Raw genomic sequence first — 18,936 nt, forward strand, 5'->3', positions numbered from 1 at the left:
GTGCAGATGCTGCTCGGCCACAGCGACCTCTCCACCACGCAAATCTATACCCACGTCGCCCGCGCCCGCCTGCAAGACCTGCACGCCAAACACAACCCACGCGGCTGACACATCTCTAATGTTGGAACACTAACCTGTGGCGAGGGGATTTATCCCCGTTCGGCTGCGCAGCAGTCGCAAACCCGGCTGGCTCGGTTTTGCGTGAAGATCGCGATGGATGGTTTTAGGGCTGCTTCGCAACCCAGCGGGGATAAATCCCCTCGCCACAATAATGTGTGTCAGCCATATATGGTTGTGGGTCAGTTGTACAAGCATGCAGCTGTGTCAGTTACACATGAATGTATGGCGACAGGCGCATTCGGCCACCGTGGCCTTATGTGTTAGGCTTTGCCGGTTTGCACGATGGACGGTTATGACCCGGTGTTCCGGCACGGGCGTTCTGATCGTTTCATTTGTCCGCCTTCAGGAGTTCTCATGCGTCTGACCCAGATTTTCGCCGCCGCAGCCATTGCGTTGGTCAGCACCTTTGCCGTCGCCGATGACGCGGCCGACAAAGCCATTCGTAAAAGCCTGGAAAATCTCCAGCTCGAAGTCCCGGTAGAGACCATCACCGCCAGTCCTTTGCCAGGCATGTACGAAGTCAAACTCAAAGGCAGCCGCGTGCTCTATGCCAGTGCCGATGGCCAGTACATCGTTCAGGGTTACCTGTTCCAGCTCAAGGACGGCAAACCGGTCAACCTGACCGAAAAAACCGAACGCCTGGGCGTCTCGAAACTGATCAATGCCATTCCGGTCGCCGAAACCGTGGTCTACCCGGCCATCGGCGAAACCAAATCGCACATCACCGTGTTTACCGACACCACCTGTCCGTACTGCCACAAGCTGCACGCCGAAGTGCCAGAGCTGAACAAGCGCGGCATCGAAGTGCGTTATGTCGCGTTCCCGCGCCAGGGTTTGAATTCGCCGGGTGACGAGCAGCTGCAAGCCGTGTGGTGCTCGAAAGACAAGAAAGCCGCCATGGACAAGATGGTCGATGGCAAGGAAATCAAGGCCGCCAAATGCGATAACCCGGTTTCCAAGCAGTTCGCCCTCGGTCAGTCGATCGGCGTGAACGGCACACCGGCCATCGTTTTGGCCGACGGACAAGTCATTCCGGGCTACCAGCCTGCGCCACAAGTCGCCAAACTGGCGCTGGGCGCGAAGTAATTCGCATCGTCACGGTCAGCCGTGACGATCATGGCCCGGCAGCGACATCGCCGGGCCATCAATAGAGAGCCGCGAGCACGCGGTTGTTTTCCGGCCGACCCCGCGTCGGCCGTTTTATGGGGAGTTCACAGTGAATCCGGTCAAAGTAGGCATCTGTGGGTTAGGGACCGTCGGTGGCGGTACCTTCAACGTACTTCAGCGCAACGCCGAGGAAATTGCTCGACGTGCCGGGCGTGGAATCGAAGTGGCACAAATTGCCATGCGCACGCCAAAGCCTCAGTTCCAGACGACCGGTATTGCGATTACCAACGATGTCTTCGAAGTGGCCACAAACCCTGAGATCGACATCGTCATAGAGCTGATGGGCGGCTACACCGTTGCCCGCGAGCTGGTACTCAAGGCCATCGAGAATGGCAAGCATGTGGTCACCGCGAACAAGGCTCTGATTGCCGTTCACGGTAATGAAATTTTCGCCAAGGCCCGCGAGAAGGGCGTGATCGTGGCGTTCGAAGCGGCCGTGGCCGGTGGCATTCCGGTGATCAAGGCGATCCGCGAAGGCCTGTCCGCCAACCGCATCAACTGGGTCGCCGGGATCATCAACGGCACCGGCAACTTCATCCTCACCGAAATGCGTGAGAAGGGTCGTACCTTCGAAGACGTGCTGGCCGAAGCGCAGGCACTGGGTTACGCCGAAGCCGATCCGACCTTCGACGTTGAAGGCATCGACGCCGCGCACAAGCTGACGATTCTGGCTTCCATCGCGTTCGGCATTCCGCTGCAATTCGACAAGGCTTACACCGAAGGCATCACCAAGCTGACCACCGCCGACGTCAATTACGCCGAAGCGCTGGGCTACCGCATCAAGCACCTCGGCGTGGCACGCAGCACTGCCGCCGGCATCGAGCTGCGCGTACACCCGACGCTGATCCCGGCCGATCGTCTGATCGCCAACGTCAACGGCGTGATGAACGCGGTGATGGTCAACGGTGACGCCGCCGGTTCGACGCTGTTCTACGGTGCTGGCGCCGGCATGGAGCCAACCGCTTCGTCGGTGATCGCCGATCTGGTTGACGTGGTTCGTGCCATGACTTCCGACCCGGAAAACCGCGTGCCGCACCTGGCCTTCCAGCCGGACTCGCTGTCGGCCCATCCGATCCTGCCGATCGAAGCCTGCGAAAGCGCCTACTACCTGCGTATTCAGGCCAAGGATCACCCAGGCGTGTTGGCGCAGGTGGCGAGCATCCTCTCGGAGCGCGGCATCAACATCGAGTCGATCATGCAGAAGGAAGTCGAGGAACACGACGGTCTGGTGCCGATGATCCTGCTGACCCACCGCGTGGTCGAGCAGCGCATCAACGACGCCATCGCCGCCCTCGAAGCGCTGGCCGGCGTGAATGGTCCGGTCGTACGGATCCGCGTCGAGCACTTGAACTAAGTCGTTGTCCTGCATCGGCCCCGTAAACGGGGCCGTTGTTGTGAACACTCTCCATTGGAGTCAGTCATGCGTTACATCAGTACCCGCGGCCAGGCACCGGCCCTGAATTTCGAAGACGTCCTGCTGGCTGGTCTGGCGACCGACGGCGGTCTGTACGTTCCGGAAAACCTGCCACGTTTCACCCAGGAAGAAATCGCTTCCTGGGCCGGCCTGCCGTATCACGAGCTGGCCTTCCGGGTGATGCGCCCGTTTGTCACCGGCAGCATTCCGGACGCCGATTTCAAAAAGATTCTCGAAGAAACCTACGGCGTGTTCTCGCACAGCGCCGTCGCGCCGCTGCGTCAGTTGAATGGCAACGAATGGGTGCTGGAGCTGTTCCACGGCCCGACCCTGGCGTTCAAGGACTTCGCCCTGCAACTGCTCGGTCGTCTGCTCGACTACGTGCTGGAAAAACGCGGCGAGCGCGTCGTAATCGTTGGCGCCACCTCCGGTGATACCGGTTCGGCCGCCATCGAAGGCTGCAAGCACTGCGAAAACGTCGACATCTTCATCTTGCACCCGCACAACCGTGTGTCGGAAGTGCAGCGTCGCCAGATGACCACGATTTTCGGCGAGAACATCCACAACATCGCCATCGAAGGCAACTTCGATGACTGCCAGGAAATGGTCAAGGCGAGCTTCGCCGACCAGAGCTTCCTCAAAGGCACGCGTCTGGTGGCGGTGAACTCGATCAACTGGGCGCGGATCATGGCCCAGATCGTTTACTACTTCCACGCCGCCCTGCAGTTGGGCGGTCCGGCGTGTTCGGTATCGTTCTCGGTGCCCACCGGTAACTTCGGCGACATCTTCGCCGGTTACCTGGCGCGCAACATGGGGCTGCCGATCAACCAGTTGATCGTCGCCACCAACCGCAACGACATCCTGCACCGCTTCATGAGCGGCAATCAGTACGTCAAGGAAACCCTGCACGCCACGCTGTCGCCGTCGATGGACATCATGGTCTCGTCGAACTTCGAACGCCTGTTGTTCGACCTGCACGGTCGCAACGGTGCCGCGATCGCCGGCCTGATGGATTCGTTCAAGCAGGGTGGCGGTTTCAGCGTCGAGCAAGAGCGCTGGACCGAAGCCCGCAAACTGTTCGATTCGCTGGCCGTGGATGACGCACAAACCTGCGAAACCATCGCAGAAGTCTACGAGCAGACCGGCGAAGTACTGGATCCGCACACCGCCATCGGTGTCAAAGCTGCGCGTGAATGCCGTCGCAGCCTGGATATCCCTATGGTCATCCTGGGCACCGCTCACCCGGTGAAATTCCCTGAGGCCGTAGAGAAAGCCGGTGTAGGAAAAGCGCTCGAACTACCTGCACATCTTTCTGATTTGTTTGAGCGAAACGAGCGCTGCACCGTTCTGCCAAACGAGCTGAAAGCCGTGCAAGCCTTTGTCAGCCAGCATGGCAACCGCGGCAAGCCGCTTTAAGCCTGCAAAAGCTGTCACATTTTGAAGCCCGTCTCCTGACGGGCTTTTTTGTTTCTGCTGCCACACTGCTCGGGTTTTCACCCACGAAGGACGGGTGAGTCGATCACGAAGGAAGTGGCAATGTGGTTTTTTCGAAATTTGAAGCCGGCGACGGTCGGGCTGTTTGTATTGGCAATGCTGGGGTTCATGCGCTGGGGAGTGGCGGCACAACTGATGCTGCACGATGTCGAGGGCAGCAAGTTTCTGCCCGTGGAACTCGACGCCAGGGAGCGCCAATGGATCCGCGACAACCCTCGGATCATCGTCGCATCGGTGCAATATCCGTTGTACCTGTTCCAGGATGAACATGCTCACTGGAGCGGCTTGAACAACGAAGTGCTCCAGCGCATCAGCGCCATGACGGGGCTGCAGTTCGTGCATCAGGAGTCGTTCTCCACCGATCACATGCTCGAGCGGCTTGAGAAGGCCGAAGCGGACATCAGCACGACGTTGGCGATGAGTGATGAACGCAAAGTGTTTCTGGATTTCAGCCACGCCTTTGGCGGCGCCGGTTGGGTGTTTGTCGGCCGAGTCGGTGAGCCGCCGGTGCAGTCGCTGGAACAATTGGCCAAACGCGTGCTGGTTCTGCCGAGCCGCCACGCACTAGAAGGCATCATTCGGCGCGACTATCCATCGATCGAGATCCGCTCGGTCAAAACCTACGCTGAAGCGCGGGCGTTGGTCGAAAGCGGCGAGGCGTACGCCACCATCGAAAACGAAATCGGCGCGCAATTGTTTCCCTCGGGATTGCTGCGCGTCGGCGAACTGCTGGAGGGTAAATGGGAAGCCGATCACCTGGCCGTGCGCAAAGGCCAGCCGGAGCTGTTGAGCATCCTCAACAAGGCGCTCGAGGCGTTTCCTGCGGCGGAGCTGCGTGCCATTCGGCTCAAGTGGCTGGACGGCGTCTCCCCGACCCCGGCACCTTCGATCTGGCAGCGGATCACGGGTTGGGGCTGTTGGGCAATGACCGTCATTGGCCTGTTTGGCGTGCTGTCGTTGATCTGGAATCGCCGCTTGAGCGCCGTGATCAAACAACGCTGCCAGGCCGAAAAAGACCTCGGCGATCAGTTAGCCTTTCAGCATGCGCTGATCGATTCGATGCCCGATCCGATATTTGTCCGCGACTTGCACGGGCGGTTGATCATGTGCAATCGCAGTTACGAAGAGGCGCTCCTGGTGCGATTCGATCAAGTGCAGGGGCGCTCGCTGCCGGAGGTCGATGCGCTGCCCAAGGCAACGGCGCTGATGTTGCACGATGAATTCATGCAGCAATTGCGCACGCGCAAGACACGCTTCAGTAATCGGCAGCTGCAGTTCAAGACCGGTCCTCGCGATGTCTATCAATGGACGGTGCCGTTTTACAGTGCTGATGGGCAGCTGCGCGGTCTGCTCGGAGGCTGGACCGATATTACTCATCGGCGGGTGAGCACGCCGGGTCGGCATCCTTGGTGAACTTGGGAAAAGTCCTATAAGACGCGACTACTTTTCCGATGGGAGGCTGAGGACGGCTGCCCTAGAGTGAACGGCATCTGCGGTGAGAGTCCGCACCTGCCGTTTCCGAGGTTGCTCATGCGCTCGCTCAAAGTCCTGATTCTTGAACACAACCCCTTTCAATTGATGGCGCTGCACCAGATGCTCAATGCCATCGGTATCTACAACGTGCTGACCGCGCCTTCGCTGGCCGCAGCCTTGTGTTCTCTGGGGCACCGAGGCGCGGTCGATATCGCGATCTGCGATCCGCAACTCAAGGGCGGTGATGGCGTCGCATTGATTCAGCATCTGGCGGTCGAGCGGCAAGCGCGAGCGCTGGTTCTTCTCGGTACGGTCGCACCCAGCCTGCAGAACGACCTCGAGCGCTTATTGCAGCAACACCCCCTGCAATTGCTCGGACGTTTGCAGACCCCGGTTTCAGCCGTACTCATGCGTGATTTGCTCGACCGCTACCTGAACGCCCTGCATCAGCCACTGGAGGTCTGAAGCGCGGCGTTATTTTTCTGTCATCTTCACCGTGCATGCTCTGCAAGACCGGTGACGCTCCACGGAAGGAGCCATTGGCAGGCAGAACTTTCTTCTCGGGCCGGTGGTCATTTATTGTGAACACGCCCCAGGCACTATGTTTTCGGACTAATGAGTGGAGATCGAGATGGAAAGTATCAGTCTATTGCTCGGTGAGGCTCTGAGCCCGTATCAAGTGACGTTGACCCCTCGTGGCAGCCATGGCGAATGCCTGGTGACCCTGAAGAACAGCAACGGCGCCATTGTGGTCGAACGCGAATTCAATCAGGCGCAGTTGAGCGACAAGCGCTTGCTGACTGATGTCGTCGACGGTTTGCACCGTGACGTGCTGATCGCCGAAGGGCGACTGGAACCCTGTGTGATTGCGGCATTGCGCAACGCGGCGCTGGATAAACGTGCGGCGCTGTAAAGATGAAATATTTTTTGTGGGAACCTTCCTGCATCCCTGTCAGTCAGACCCAGTAACAGCAGGATCAAGCATTGTGCTCCGGTGCTTGTCGCTTGCTGCTACTGGTCTTTATGTAGGCCACGTTTAACCCCGAGTCGTCTCCCCACTTCTCGGGGTTTCTTTTGTCCGGCGTTTGCCTATTGCGCGGCTTGATGCTCGAAAAATGTACGGGCTTCCTGCAAATAATCCTCACGTCGGTCGGGGTCCAGCCATGCGGCGTAGAGCTGATTCAAGTGTTCATGGGGCAGGGTGCGCAGCAGATGATTGATCTCGGTAATCGCCTGACGCCCCTGCGTAGTGTCGGAACAGGCGACATAACCTGACAGGTATTTGCCGTTGCCCTGGATCGGATAGAACTCCAGTTCATCTTCATTGATCTGCGCCTGTTTCGCCTGATAGCGAATCTCCGGCCAATAACCCAGCACCACCTGCAGCCGACCCAGGCGCTGCATCGATAGCAGATTGGTCAGGGCATCGTTGCCGTAATGTGCGGTCAGCGCGGCGCTGGGCGCTTGATGCAACAGGCTGTCGATGAATTCGCCATAGCTGCGTTCCGCCACCACCCCGACTTTGCGTTCGGTAGCGGCCAGCAGCGCCGACAGATTCACTTCACCGTTGACCAGGTACGGTTCGAGCACCGAGCGATCTTGCTGGCGCACCACCAGGCCGTTGCCGACAGCGCGAATCGCCGGGATCGAATACGCCACCCACTGCGCACGTTCCTTGTTCCACAACAGCGCGGGATCGCAGGCGAACGGGTTTTCGTGGAGCATTTGCAGACCACGGGCGCGGTTGACCCGCATCAGCGTGTGTTCGTATTGCGGCATGCCGGCGATCAGCAGCGGCATCAATTGGTCGATCACGCCCTGGCCCTTTTTCGGGCCTTCGAAAATCGTCAGGGGCGGCAGGTCGCGCAGCAACCAGATCAACGTCGGCTTAGCCTGTGCCCCGGTCGACAGGGCCAGCAGAAACAACAGGCCGAACAGCCGCCACGTCCACCAATGGTGGGCGCGGTTGGCGTGCGATGTCTGCCGGCGCTTCAGCTTAAATGGCTCCGTCTTCGCGCAGGCGAGCGATCTGTGTCTCGTCATAACCAAGATCGTTGAGTACCTGCGCATTGTGTTCACCGAGCTGCGGTCCGACCCATTCGGAGGAGCCCGGTGTCTCAGAGAGTTTCGGCACAATGCCGGGCATCTTGAAGTCCTTGCCGTCCGGCAGCTTGGCGTGCAGGAACATTTCCCGAGCCAGGTATTGCGGGTCATTGAACATGTCTTCGGCGCTAAAGATCCGGCTGACGGGCACATCGGCCTGATTGAGCAGGTCGAGCACCGTTTGCAGCGGTTGCGAATTGACCCAGCGATCGATCACGCCGTACAACTCGTCGCGGCGATTATCGCGGCCGTCGTTACTGGCCAGCGTCGGATCATTGGCCAGATCGTCGCGGCCGATGATCAGCATGAAGCGCTTGAAGATCGCATCGCCATTGGCGCCGATCTGCACATGCTTGCCGTCGGCGCTGGTGTGAATCGAGGAGGGGGTGATGCCGGGCATGATGTTGCCGGTGCGCTCGCGGATAAAACCGAACACGTCGAACTCCGGCACCATGCTTTCCATCATCGCGAAGATGGCTTCATACAAAGCGACATCAACCACCTGCCCAGTGCCGCCGTTGACCTCACGATGACGCAGCGCCATCAGCGCACCGATCACGCCCCACAGTGCGGCAATCGAGTCGCCGATGGAAATCCCGGTGCGCACCGGTGGGCGGTCTTCGAAACCGGTGATGTAGCGCAAGCCGCCCATGGATTCGCCAACCGCACCGAAGCCTGGCTGATCTTTCATCGGCCCGGTCTGGCCGAAGCCGGACAGGCGCACCATCACCAGTTTCGGGTTCAGCGCGTGCAGGGTTTCCCAACTCAGACCGAGTTTTTCCAGGACGCCGGGGCGGAAGTTTTCGATGAGAATGTCGGCTTCACTGAGCAGTTTTTTCAGGATCGCCAGGCCATCAGGATGCTTGAGGTTAAGCGTCAGCGACTTCTTGTTGCGCGCCTGCACGAACCACCACAGTGACGTGCCTTCATACAACTTGCGCCACTTGCGCAGCGGGTCACCGCCGTCCGGCGATTCGATCTTGATCACTTCGGCGCCGAACTCGCCGCAAATGCGCGAGGCAAACGGCCCGGCGATCAACGTACCCAATTCAATGACTTTCACGCCGCTGAGCGGCTTGTTGGCGAACGGCATACTGAATCCTGTAGGACAAGGCTGTGCGGATACAGCGTTTTAACATAGCCGGCTGTCAGACGCCGCAGGTTGATCGCCATCAATTCGATGATTGCCTACCGCATCGGTTAGACTTGCCGACTTTCCTCGTATCAAGAAGCCCGTTCATGGCCCAGCCGTCCACTACCTACAAATTTGAACTGAACCTCACCGACCTCGACCGCAGCGTCTACGAGAGCGTCAAGCAGACCATCGCCCGTCACCCTTCGGAAACCGAAGAACGCATGACCGTGCGGCTGCTGGCCTACGCGCTCTGGTACAACGAGCAGTTGTCGTTTGGTCGCGGTCTGTCAGACGTGGATGAACCTGCGCTGTGGGAAAAGAGCCTGGACGATCGCGTTCTGCACTGGATCGAAGTCGGCCAGCCAGACGCCGATCGCCTGACCTGGTGCTCGCGCCGCACCGAGCGCACCAGCCTGCTGGCCTACGGCAGCCTGCGCGTCTGGGAAACCAAGGTGATCCCGGCGATCAAGAACCTGAAAAACGTCAACATCGCTGCCGTCCCGCAGGAAGTGCTGGAAACCCTGGCCAAGGACATGCCCCGCGTTATCAAGTGGGACGTGATGATCAGCGAAGGGACGATCTTCGTCACCGACGACCGTGGTCAGCACGAAGTCCAGTTGCAGTGGCTGCAAGGTGAGCGCGGCTGATCCCGCGCCTGTAGCTGATTAATCCCACGTATTAAAGAGAAGTCTCCGTCACCCCATGCGTATCGAACCTCGTCAACTGCCTGCCACTCTGCCGTTTCTCGGTGATATTCCGCCGCTGCTGACCCGCCTGTATGCGGCGCGGGGCGTGCAGTCCGAGGCGGAGCTGGACAAGAGCCTGGCGCGGTTGATCCCGTTCCAGCAGCTCAAGGGCATTGATGCGGCAGTGGACTTGCTGGTGACGGCGCTGGAGCAACGCCAGCGCATCCTCATCGTCGGCGACTTCGATGCGGACGGTGCGACGGCCAGCACGGTTGGCATGCTTGGCTTGCGCTTGCTCGGTGCGGCGCACGTTGATTATCTGGTGCCGAACCGCTTTGAATATGGCTACGGCCTGACCCCGGAAATCGTCGAAGTCGCTTTGACTCGCGAGCCGCATTTGCTGGTCACCGTCGACAATGGTATCTCCAGCGTCGAGGGCGTGGCGGCGGCGAAAAAGGCCGGGCTCAAAGTGCTGATCACCGACCACCACTTGCCCGGCGAAGAATTGCCGCAGGCCGATGCGCTGGTCAACCCGAACCAGCCCGGTTGCGAATTCCCCAGTAAGGCACTGGCCGGCGTCGGGGTGATTTTTTATGTGTTGATGGCGTTGCGTGCGCGGTTGCGCAGCCTCGGCTGGTACGAGAACAAGCCGCAGCCGAACATCGGTGAACTGCTTGATCTGGTCGCGCTGGGCAGCGTTGCCGACGTGGTGCCGCTGGACGCCAACAACCGGATTCTGGTGCATCAAGGCCTGGAGCGAATTCGCGCCGGTCGCGCACGGCCGGGGATCAAAGCGATTCTTGAAGTGGCCAAGCGTGACGCCACCCGCATCACCTCCACCGATCTCGGTTTTATCGTCGGCCCGCGCCTGAACGCTGCCGGTCGTCTGGATGACATGAGCCTGGGCATCGAATGCCTGCTCACTGCCGACGCCAACGTTGCCCGGGAAATGGCCGCGCAACTGGACGGTATGAATCAGGATCGCAAATCCATCGAGCAGGGCATGCAGCGTGAAGCGCTGGCGCAGCTCAAGGACTTGCCGGTGGAGTCGATGCCGTTTGGTCTGTGCCTGTTCGATCCGGAGTGGCACCAAGGCGTGATCGGTATTCTCGCGTCGCGGATGAAAGAGCGTTATTTCCGTCCGACCATTGCCTTCGCCGATGCCGGTGATGGCTTGCTAAAGGGCTCGGGGCGCTCGGTGCAGGGCTTCCATATTCGTGACGCGCTGAGTGTGGTTGCGGCACAGCATCCGACCCTGATCGCCAAGTACGGTGGTCACGCGATGGCCGCCGGTCTGACCTTGCCGCAAGAGAATTTTCCGCTGTTCGCCGAGGCATTTGACGCTGAGGTGCGTAGGCAACTTCGCGAAGAAGACCTGACCGGGCGCATGCTCTCGGACGGCACGCTGGCGGTGGAGGAATTCCACCTCGAACTGGCCCGCGCCCTGCGCCATGCCGGGCCTTGGGGGCAGCACTTCCCTGAGCCGCTGTTTCATGGCGTGTTCCAGTTGGTTGAGCAGCGGGTGGTCGGTGAGCGGCACCTGAAAGTGGTGCTGAAGAGCGAGTGTGGCTCGGTGAAACTGGACGGTATTGCGTTTGGGATTGACCGGGATATCTGGCCGAATCCGACGATCAAGTGGGTTGAACTGGCTTATAAGCTCGACGTTAACGAGTTTCGGGGTAATGAGACCGTTCAACTGATGATTGCTCATATCGAACCGCGCTGAAGATCAAAAGATCGCAGCCTGCGGCAGCTCCTACATAGAAGTGCGCTCTGTAGGGGCTGCCGCAGGCTGCGATCTTTTCTTGAATTTCCCCCGATCCCCCGTTGTCGACTAGGCTCTAAGCACTGCTTGATTGGCCTTGTGACGTCTTGTCGAATTTTTTGCCCGCGGGGGCGGGTGCTGCACCTTTTTCCTGTCACTCGTCGACTATTCAAACAGAACCCTGGAGCCTGCCCACTGATTTGAGAGGTGCCCCATGAGTCTGCTGCTTGAACCCTTCACCCTTCGCCAACTGACCCTGCCCAACCGCATCGCCGTCTCGCCGATGTGCCAGTACTCCAGCGTCGACGGCCTGGCCAACGACTGGCACCTGGTACACCTCGGCAGCCGCGCGGTGGGCGGCGCCGGTCTGGTATTTACCGAAGCTACGGCGGTCACGGCCGACGGGCGGATCACCGCCGAAGACCTTGGCCTGTGGAACGACGAACAGATCGAACCGCTGCAACGCATCACTCGCTTCATTACCTCCCAAGGCGCGGTCGCCGGCATTCAACTGGCCCACGCCGGGCGCAAGGCCAGCACCCATCGGCCGTGGCTCGGCAAGCATGGCAGCGTTAAACCCGATGACGGCGGCTGGACTCCGGTCGGACCGTCGCCGATTGCCTTTGACCCGCAACACACGCAACCGAAACAGCTGGATGAAGGGCAGATTGCCGACGTCATTCAGGCGTTTGTCGATGCCGCGAAACGCGCGCTCAAGGCCGGCTTCAGTGTGGTTGAGGTGCATGCGGCGCATGGGTATCTGCTGCATCAGTTTCTCTCGCCGCTGAGCAACCAGCGCCGCGATCAGTACGGTGGTTCGTTTGAAAATCGTATTCGTCTGGTGCTGCAAGTGACTGAGGCAGTGAGGGCGGTTTGGCCGGAAGAGTTGCCGTTATTTGTTCGCGTATCGGCCACCGACTGGGTGGAGGACGGCTGGAATCCGGATGAAACCGTGGAGCTGGCGCGACGCCTGCACACGCTTGGCGCCGATCTGATCGACGTATCTTCGGGCGGCACCGCAGCGAATGCCGAAATCCCCGTCGGGCCGGGTTATCAGACGCGCTTCGCCGAGCGCGTACGCAAAGAGTCAGGCATCGCCACCGGCACTGTGGGAATGATTACCGAGCCGGCGCAGGCTGAGCATATTCTGCGCACCTGTCAGGCCGACATCATCTTCCTCGCCCGCGAGCTGCTGCGTGATCCGTACTGGCCGCTGCATGCCGACGATGATCTGGGTGGACGCAAAGCGGTGTGGCCGGCGCAGTATCAGCGTGCGACGCATCGGGATCAGCCGATTCATGAGTCTGATTTGCGCGATTGATTAAGTAGCGATGAAGCAAAAAGCCCCGGGCAGTGATGGCCGGGGCTTTGTTTTGTCTGATGGGCTTCTGTTGCCGCACTGCCGCCATCGCTGGCAAGCCAGCTCCCACAATGGTTGACGTTGAATACGGGTTTTGTGTATCGCACCGAACCTGTGGGAGCTGGCTTGCCAGCGATGAGGCCCGTCCAGGCGCCTCAACCCCTCAAGGGTATTTGCGCTTATCCGGCGCCGGCGGGAAGTACTGGTACAACCACGTCTCGCTCAACGTGCGATCGTTGGTGCGAATAAACAACCGCAGCTCCACCGGCTCCACACTGTCACTGGTCGGGTACCAGTCGAACAGAATCCGGTAACCCTTGATGTCATCCAGCACCAGCACGCTGAAGTCCTGCACCTTGCCGTTCGAGCACGTCACCACCGGCTCAATCCCGGTGCCCTGCGGCAATCGATCCAGGCCGCCACCCGTGAAATCCACAGCAAAACGACGCGCCCACACCGGCGGGTAATGCTCGCCCGGTGCCCAACCCTCAACAAAACCGCCCATCCCGGAACGAGTTGCCTGCACCCGCGCCAACGGCGTGCTCACCGGCGGCAAAGCGCTCCAGTAAAGCTTGTAGCCGTAGTTCAGCGAATCACCGGCAGCCACCGGTTTCTTCGGTGTCCAGAACGCCACGATGTTATCGAGCGTCTCGCCAGTCGTAGGGATTTCCAGCAGATCGATAGAGCCTTCGCCCCACGCAGTGGTCGGTTCTACCCACAGGCTCGGACGCTTGCTGTACCAGTCGACGGTGTCTTGATAGTTGGCGAACTCATGGTCGGTCTGCACCAGACCGAAACCTTTCGGATCGGTATCGGCAAACGCGTTGAATTGCAGAGTCGCCGGGTTGTTCAGCGGACGGCAGATCCACTCGCCGTTGCCGCGCCACATTGCCAGGCGATCCGAGTCGTGGATTTGCGGGTGAATGGTGTCGCACATGCGCCGTTCGTGGTTGCCGCAGCTGAACATGCTGGTCATCGGCGAGATGCCCAGTTGCTCGATGGCGGTGCGCGCATTGATGTGTGCGTCGATCTCCATCACCACGCGCTCGGCCTGGCAATCGATATCAAAACGGTAGGCGCCGGTGGCACTCGGCGAGTCGAGCAGGGCGTAGACCACAAAACGTGTGGCGTTCTGATCCGGCGTCTCGAACCAGAACTTGGTGAAGTCAGGGAATTCTTCGCGTTTCTTGGCGTAAGTGTCGATCGCCAGACCGCGTGCGGAGAGGCCATATTGGCCAGACGCATCCACTGCACGGAAATAGCTGGCGCCGAGGAACGACACTACGTCGTGGCGATCGAGTTCTGGCGCCTTGAACAGCTTGAAGCCGGCAAAACCCAGGTCGCCTTTCAACTGTTGAGTGTCAACCGAGGTGTTCTCGTAGTTGAACAGTGCCGGGCGGAAATGCACTTCGCGCGCAGTGCGGGTCTTCGGATCGACGCTGTACATGCGCACCGGCTGGCGGAAACCCATGCCAACGTGGAAGAACTGCACGTCGAGCTGGCCCTTATTCTCCTTCCACAACGAATGATTGCCGTCGTAGCGGATCGCGTTGAAATTCTGCGGCGTCATGGTCGCCAGCGTCGGCGGCAGCACCTGTTTAGTGTCCTGATAGGCACTGCCAGCCAGTTGCTTGGCCTGGCGCTTCAGCGCTTCGAAGTCAAACGCCTGCGCCTCGCCATCAGCGGCGCCACCACTGGCCGCCCATGCGCGGGTCGCCAGCAGGCCGGTGGCCGAAAGACCGGTGTAAGCCGCAATGGCCATGGACGCTTTGAGCAAATTCCTGCGGTGCATAAATACAACCTGTCGTGTGCAATCCCGCGCCGTTCCTGGCACGTGCTGGATCAGAAATAACGGTTCGGACAAGCCTTCGGCCAAACGCAACGGACTATAAACAGATGCCGGCTAGCTTAAACGGTTCGCTCGCAATGCAAAATTCGTTGCTTCACTGCGCCAGTGTGTCAATGAAACAAGACATGTCGGTTAAAAATCTGACAGGACGTTCTGATTTACACGGCATATCTGCTTTTCTTGACTAATTACTCTAAAAACCGCTTTTCAGCGGCGAATTTATTTCTATTCTATGGGCATGGCCGGCGCGATCCATTTGGCCGGCAGGGCACACGGCGCTGCTGTAAGGGGCAGGGCGATGTGGTGTTTAAGCAATTCTTTGCAGTACTAGAGAAGGACATCGTCCATGGCAAAAATACAAGGCATCACCGACATGCTGGGCATCTTCCCCTGCCTGGGCAGCGGACGCAGAAGGCGCCGGTTGAGCTCTGAGGAACTGAAACTGGTGGAGCGCTATCGGGAGCTTTCGGAAAGTGACCGGATCGCGATGCGGTATCTGGTGGATGCGATGCGGAGTGTTTCGCGGTTTTAACGCTGGGGTGGGCACCGTGAAAGCCATTTGGCTTTTACGGTGGCCTGATCAATCAACCTACTACTGAACCTGTGGCGAGGGAGCTTGCTCCCGCTGGACTGCGCAGCAGTATCCTGCTTTTTCAAGAGGGGCCGCTATGCGACTCAGCGGGACGATTCGACAACCTCCCTCGCCACAGGTTTTTTGTTCAACCGGGCCGCTGATTTCGCCGCCAAGAAGAAGCCTATCGGCTAGCCATCCAAGACGCCAAGTCAGCTCTGTCGACACCTGCTGTAGGAAAGCGGGCTTGTCTATGAAGGCAGCATCTGTAGGAAATGCCTGATTTTGCAGTGTCGGCGGCAACCGACCGCCCAAGCCGTAGTTTTTCCTTTATCTATTCGGATCCACGGAATGAACTGCAGGTTTCTCCATGTTGATCGAGTTTTCGGTGTCCAATTTCCGCTCATTCAGGGACAGGCAAACGCTCTCCATGGCGGCGAGCCCTCTTCTGAGCAAATCACGCAACACATTCAAAGCGTCCACGAATGCGGAGGAGCTTCCGGAACTGCTCAAGGTCGCTGCGATTTATGGCCCGAATGCGTCCGGCAAGTCATCGTTGATTCGAGCGATGGGCATCGTCGGGAGTTTATTGGCGATACCCGCTGACACGATGGATGCCGCGTTACCCGTTTCAGCGTTTCGCTTCGACGAAACATTGAAAGATGAGCCCAGTGCTTTTGAGTACGACTTTGTTCAAGGTGGTTTGCGCTATCGATTTGTCCTCGGTTTAACGGCGCAACGGATTGTTCACGAGCAATTGCTCTGCTTTCCACAAGGAAAAGAGACGTTGCTGTACAGACGTCAGGTTGATGCGCAAGGCGAGCATTATCTTTTCGGCGAAACCCTTGAGGGTGGCAAGGAAGTCCATCGCGCCTGGCAGCGTTTGACCAGCCCCAAGATGTTGTTTCTCGCACAAGCAGTGATTCACAGCAGTGAAGAACTGATGCAACTGCGCTTACCATTCTCCTGGTTTCAAAGTGGTCTGCTGGTGATTGAGCAGAACAACATGCCCGGTTTATCCACAGCGTCGATTCGTTTTTTGCAAATGGTTAAAAGCCATACGAGCGACTTGCGTGATTTTCTCTGCGCGCTGGATATTCCGGTATCAGCGATTCAACTCAGCCCGGATGATGCTGTTTCGGCTGCGGATAACAGAAAACTCACGCTGAAGGAGTTTATTGCCGCCGCGCAACGGGACAAGCTGACGCTCACGCACTCGAGTATGTCGAGTGAAGCCGAGTTTGATTTTTCGGAAGAGTCTTGCGGCACAAAGAACCTGATCGGTTTCTGGCTGCCGTGGTTCATGATGAATCAGGCCGGTGGCAGTGGCGTTCTCAGTGTCGATGAGTTGAGCAGCAGTCTGCACCCTGAAATCGTCGCCGATTTGATCGCCCGACATCTGGACAACGGGCTGAATACGCAACTGATCTTCACCACCCACGACACCCATCTGATGAATGAGAAAATTCTACGTCGTGATCAATTCTGGATTACAGAGCGCGATGCTCACGCTGCCACGCATCTGTTTTCCGTGCACGACTTTGAAGGTCAGGAAAGCGAGGACGTCGAGAAGCGCTACTTCGAAGGCCGCTACCGCGGATTGCCGCTGATAAGGCGGGGCTGACAATGGTGAGCTCGAATAAGTCGTTTGATCGAAAAGCCTCACGCTTCAAGCCGCAACCCAGTGTGTTGGTGCTCTGCGAAGACAGCAAATCGGGTAAGCGTTATCTGGAAGAGGCGGCACTGCACTTTCGTGCCCGGGCACAGGTTGAAGTCGTCCACTGCGGTGTGACCCACCCAAGCGGCATCGTCGATCGAGCGATGAAGCGACAAGAGTACTTCGACAAAGTCTTCTGCGTCTTGGATCGCGATACTCACCTGTGCTTTGAGCGTGCATTAAGTGAGGCGAAATCGCATCCAAAAATCACCGTCATTGCGTCGTATCCATGCTTTGAATTTTGGCTTCTTTTGCACTTTGGCTTTAGCCGAAAACCTTTCAGATCTGCCGGGAAAAACTCTCCGGGTGATCTAGTGAGCAAGAGTTTGAGGACTAAGCCTAATATGGCGAATTATGAGAAGGGTAAAGCCATCAGCTATTTTGCTCAGTTGCTGGGTGAGCCGTTTCATCGGGCAAGAACGCTGGCGCCGAAAGTACTAGAAGACGTGGTGGCCAGTGGCGAGCCTAATCCCAGTACCGAAATCCATTTGTTGATGGATGTATTTGAAGCGTTGTCCACGCCCCAACGGATCTAGCACCGTGAACCGTGCCCGCATCCCTGCGGGCACGTGAATCAATCTTAGCGACTCACCTTCCAAGCATCTCCAGCCGGCGCCTTGCCATGGTCATACGGCTTGCCAATCCACATATAAACCAAGCCCAATCCAATCACGATCGCCGTGCTCAACACCATCGCATAGTTCACATACCACGCCGCGTCCGGCGTGCGTGGCCAGGCCATGTTGATGATTGCGCCAACGCCGTACACCAGCGCGCCAATGTTCACCGGCCAGCCCCATGCGCCGAGGGTGAATTTGCCGCTCGGTTTCCAGCCTTTGCTGCGGGCATACAGCGCGGCCAGGACGATCATTTGGAACGCGAGGTAGATGCCGATGGCGGCGAAGCTGACGATGGTGGCCACCGCGTCTTGCAGGAAGAAACCGAGGGCGATGATCAGGGCCGGCAGGACGCCGGACACGAACAGTGCGGCAACCGGTACTTGGGTTGTAGGAGAAATCTTTTTCAGCAGTCGGCTGCCGATGACCATTTCGTCGCGAGCGTAGGAGTACAGCAGACGGCTCGCCGCTGCTTGTAGGCTGATGACGCAGGAGATGAAGGAAATCATCACCACGCCCATCACTACTTTCGAACCGACCGGGCCGAAGGCATTGTTGAGGATGGTAGTGACCGGGTCTTTGTCGGTGCCGTTGATCACTGCTTGCATGTCGGGCACAGCGAGGATCAGCGCCAGGCAGGCGAACATCGCCGCGATGCCGCCGATGTAGATGGTCATGCGCATGGCCACCGGGATTTTTGCGCTCGGGTTCGGGGTTTCTTCGGCGACGTCGCCGCAGGCCTCGAAGCCGTAGTAGAGGAACATCCCCGCCAACGACGCGGTGAGGAAGGCCGGCAGGTATGAGCCGTCGACGCTGATGTCGAAGGTGTTGAACAGCACGCTGAGCGGTTGATGGCGTTCGAACACCAGCAAGTAAACGCCAACGATCACCGCGCCAACCAGTTCGCAGAGGAAGCCGAACATGGCGATGCGCGCCAGCACTTTGGTGCCGCTGAGGTTGACCAGTGTGGCGAATAGGGTCAGCACCAGGGCGATGACGATGTTGGTGTTGTTGCTTGGCTCAAAACCAAGCATGGCGGCCAGGTACGGGCCGGCGCCGACCGCAACGGCAGCGATGGTCACGCAAAGGGCGATGGAGTAGATCCAGCCGACCATCCATGCCCATTTCTTACCGACCAATCGGCGTGCCCACGGGTAAACGCCGCCGGAAATCGGGAACTGCGAAACCACTTCGCCGAAGATCAGACATACCAGCAATTGGCCGCAACCAACCAGCAAGTAGGCCCAGAACATCGGTGGGCCGCCGGCGGCGAGGCACAGGCCGAAGAGGGTATAAACCCCTACGACCGGTGACAGATAAGTGAAGCCCAAGGCGAAGTTTTCCCACAGGCTCATGCTGCGGTTGAAGTTCGAGGTGTAGCCCAGTTTGCGCAGTTGTTCGGCATCGCTATCGGCAACGGCTGTGGCGAGATCGGGTGAGGAACTCATGTGTGTTTTGCTCCGTG

At 58.8% G+C, this 18,936-nt stretch carries 16 protein-coding genes and 1 pseudogene; 13 read left to right on the forward strand and 4 right to left on the reverse strand.

Annotated features, from left to right (window positions below; genetic code table 11):
• The 7 genes and pseudogenes from ACQ4MY_RS01825 to ACQ4MY_RS01855 all read left to right on the forward strand — a co-directional run.
• Nucleotides 1-108, forward strand: a pseudogene (locus ACQ4MY_RS01825) (site-specific tyrosine recombinase XerD); the annotation flags it as partial.
• A 366-nt stretch (nucleotides 109-474) separates the two neighbouring features.
• A complete protein-coding gene (gene dsbC / locus ACQ4MY_RS01830; RefSeq protein WP_008081624.1) occupies nucleotides 475-1,206 on the forward strand; it encodes a bifunctional protein-disulfide isomerase/oxidoreductase DsbC in 732 nt (243 codons plus the stop codon).
• Nucleotides 1,207-1,336: 130 nt separating this feature from the next.
• Nucleotides 1,337-2,641, forward strand: coding sequence for a homoserine dehydrogenase (locus tag ACQ4MY_RS01835; RefSeq protein ID WP_007908972.1), 1,305 nt, complete (start codon nucleotides 1,337-1,339; stop codon nucleotides 2,639-2,641).
• Between the two features lie 66 nt (nucleotides 2,642-2,707).
• Nucleotides 2,708-4,117, forward strand: a complete 1,410-nt coding sequence (gene thrC / locus ACQ4MY_RS01840; RefSeq protein ID WP_440093402.1) for a threonine synthase — start codon at nucleotides 2,708-2,710, stop codon at nucleotides 4,115-4,117.
• Nucleotides 4,118-4,237: 120 nt separating this feature from the next.
• On the forward strand, nucleotides 4,238-5,608 hold the full coding sequence (locus ACQ4MY_RS01845; RefSeq protein ID WP_440093404.1) for a transporter substrate-binding domain-containing protein: 1,371 nt from the start codon (nucleotides 4,238-4,240) through the stop codon (nucleotides 5,606-5,608).
• 117 nt (nucleotides 5,609-5,725) lie between these two features.
• Nucleotides 5,726-6,133 carry a response regulator gene (locus ACQ4MY_RS01850; RefSeq protein ID WP_440093405.1) on the forward strand — a complete coding sequence of 136 codons (408 nt, stop codon included), beginning with the start codon at nucleotides 5,726-5,728 and terminating at the stop codon, nucleotides 6,131-6,133.
• A gap of 166 nt (nucleotides 6,134-6,299) precedes the next feature.
• The gene (locus ACQ4MY_RS01855) at nucleotides 6,300-6,581 is read left to right on the forward strand and encodes a DUF3509 domain-containing protein (RefSeq protein WP_008081618.1); all 282 of its coding nucleotides are present in this window, start codon (nucleotides 6,300-6,302) and stop codon (nucleotides 6,579-6,581) included.
• A gap of 176 nt (nucleotides 6,582-6,757) precedes the next feature.
• On the opposite strand, the gene ACQ4MY_RS01860 is transcribed toward ACQ4MY_RS01855, so the two are convergent.
• Nucleotides 6,758-7,711 carry a TIGR02285 family protein gene (locus ACQ4MY_RS01860; protein WP_008081615.1) on the reverse strand — a complete coding sequence of 318 codons (954 nt, stop codon included), beginning with the start codon at nucleotides 7,709-7,711 and terminating at the stop codon, nucleotides 6,758-6,760.
• The gene (locus tag ACQ4MY_RS01865) at nucleotides 7,665-8,864 is read right to left on the reverse strand and encodes a CaiB/BaiF CoA transferase family protein (protein WP_440093407.1); all 1,200 of its coding nucleotides are present in this window, start codon (nucleotides 8,862-8,864) and stop codon (nucleotides 7,665-7,667) included. The genes ACQ4MY_RS01860 and ACQ4MY_RS01865 overlap by 47 nt, the downstream gene beginning before the upstream one ends.
• Before the next feature lie 146 nt (nucleotides 8,865-9,010).
• Between ACQ4MY_RS01865 and ACQ4MY_RS01870 the strand changes: the two genes are divergently transcribed.
• From ACQ4MY_RS01870 to ACQ4MY_RS01880, 3 genes are all read left to right on the forward strand, one after another.
• Nucleotides 9,011-9,553 carry a YaeQ family protein gene (locus tag ACQ4MY_RS01870; protein WP_007908961.1) on the forward strand — a complete coding sequence of 181 codons (543 nt, stop codon included), beginning with the start codon at nucleotides 9,011-9,013 and terminating at the stop codon, nucleotides 9,551-9,553.
• 55 nt (nucleotides 9,554-9,608) lie between these two features.
• Entirely contained in the window at nucleotides 9,609-11,318 is a 1,710-nt protein-coding gene (recJ, locus tag ACQ4MY_RS01875) for a single-stranded-DNA-specific exonuclease RecJ (protein ID WP_282357716.1), read from the forward strand.
• Between the two features lie 253 nt (nucleotides 11,319-11,571).
• A complete protein-coding gene (locus tag ACQ4MY_RS01880; RefSeq protein ID WP_008081610.1) occupies nucleotides 11,572-12,678 on the forward strand; it encodes an NADH:flavin oxidoreductase/NADH oxidase in 1,107 nt (368 codons plus the stop codon).
• A 202-nt stretch (nucleotides 12,679-12,880) separates the two neighbouring features.
• On the opposite strand, the gene ACQ4MY_RS01885 is transcribed toward ACQ4MY_RS01880, so the two are convergent.
• Nucleotides 12,881-14,509 carry a glucan biosynthesis protein D gene (locus tag ACQ4MY_RS01885; RefSeq protein ID WP_440093410.1) on the reverse strand — a complete coding sequence of 543 codons (1,629 nt, stop codon included), beginning with the start codon at nucleotides 14,507-14,509 and terminating at the stop codon, nucleotides 12,881-12,883.
• A 403-nt stretch (nucleotides 14,510-14,912) separates the two neighbouring features.
• Between ACQ4MY_RS01885 and ACQ4MY_RS01890 the strand changes: the two genes are divergently transcribed.
• The 3 genes from ACQ4MY_RS01890 (at nucleotide 14,913) to ACQ4MY_RS01900 (ending at nucleotide 17,390) form a co-directional block, all read left to right on the forward strand.
• Nucleotides 14,913-15,098 (forward strand): hypothetical protein, encoded by a 186-nt coding sequence (locus ACQ4MY_RS01890; protein ID WP_008081608.1) that lies wholly within the window; start codon nucleotides 14,913-14,915, stop codon nucleotides 15,096-15,098.
• A 409-nt stretch (nucleotides 15,099-15,507) separates the two neighbouring features.
• A complete protein-coding gene (locus ACQ4MY_RS01895; RefSeq protein WP_008081607.1) occupies nucleotides 15,508-16,761 on the forward strand; it encodes an AAA family ATPase in 1,254 nt (417 codons plus the stop codon).
• A gap of 2 nt (nucleotides 16,762-16,763) precedes the next feature.
• Nucleotides 16,764-17,390: an RloB family protein gene (locus ACQ4MY_RS01900; RefSeq protein WP_440093413.1), complete on the forward strand. Its 627-nt coding sequence runs from the start codon at nucleotides 16,764-16,766 to the stop codon at nucleotides 17,388-17,390.
• A 44-nt stretch (nucleotides 17,391-17,434) separates the two neighbouring features.
• On the opposite strand, the gene ACQ4MY_RS01905 is transcribed toward ACQ4MY_RS01900, so the two are convergent.
• Nucleotides 17,435-18,919 carry an APC family permease gene (locus ACQ4MY_RS01905; RefSeq protein WP_007908950.1) on the reverse strand — a complete coding sequence of 495 codons (1,485 nt, stop codon included), beginning with the start codon at nucleotides 18,917-18,919 and terminating at the stop codon, nucleotides 17,435-17,437.
• Nucleotides 18,920-18,936 lie beyond the last annotated feature (17 nt).

It is taken from the genome of Pseudomonas sp. SM4 (genome assembly GCF_051913165.1).
GTDB lineage: Bacteria > Pseudomonadota > Gammaproteobacteria > Pseudomonadales > Pseudomonadaceae > Aquipseudomonas.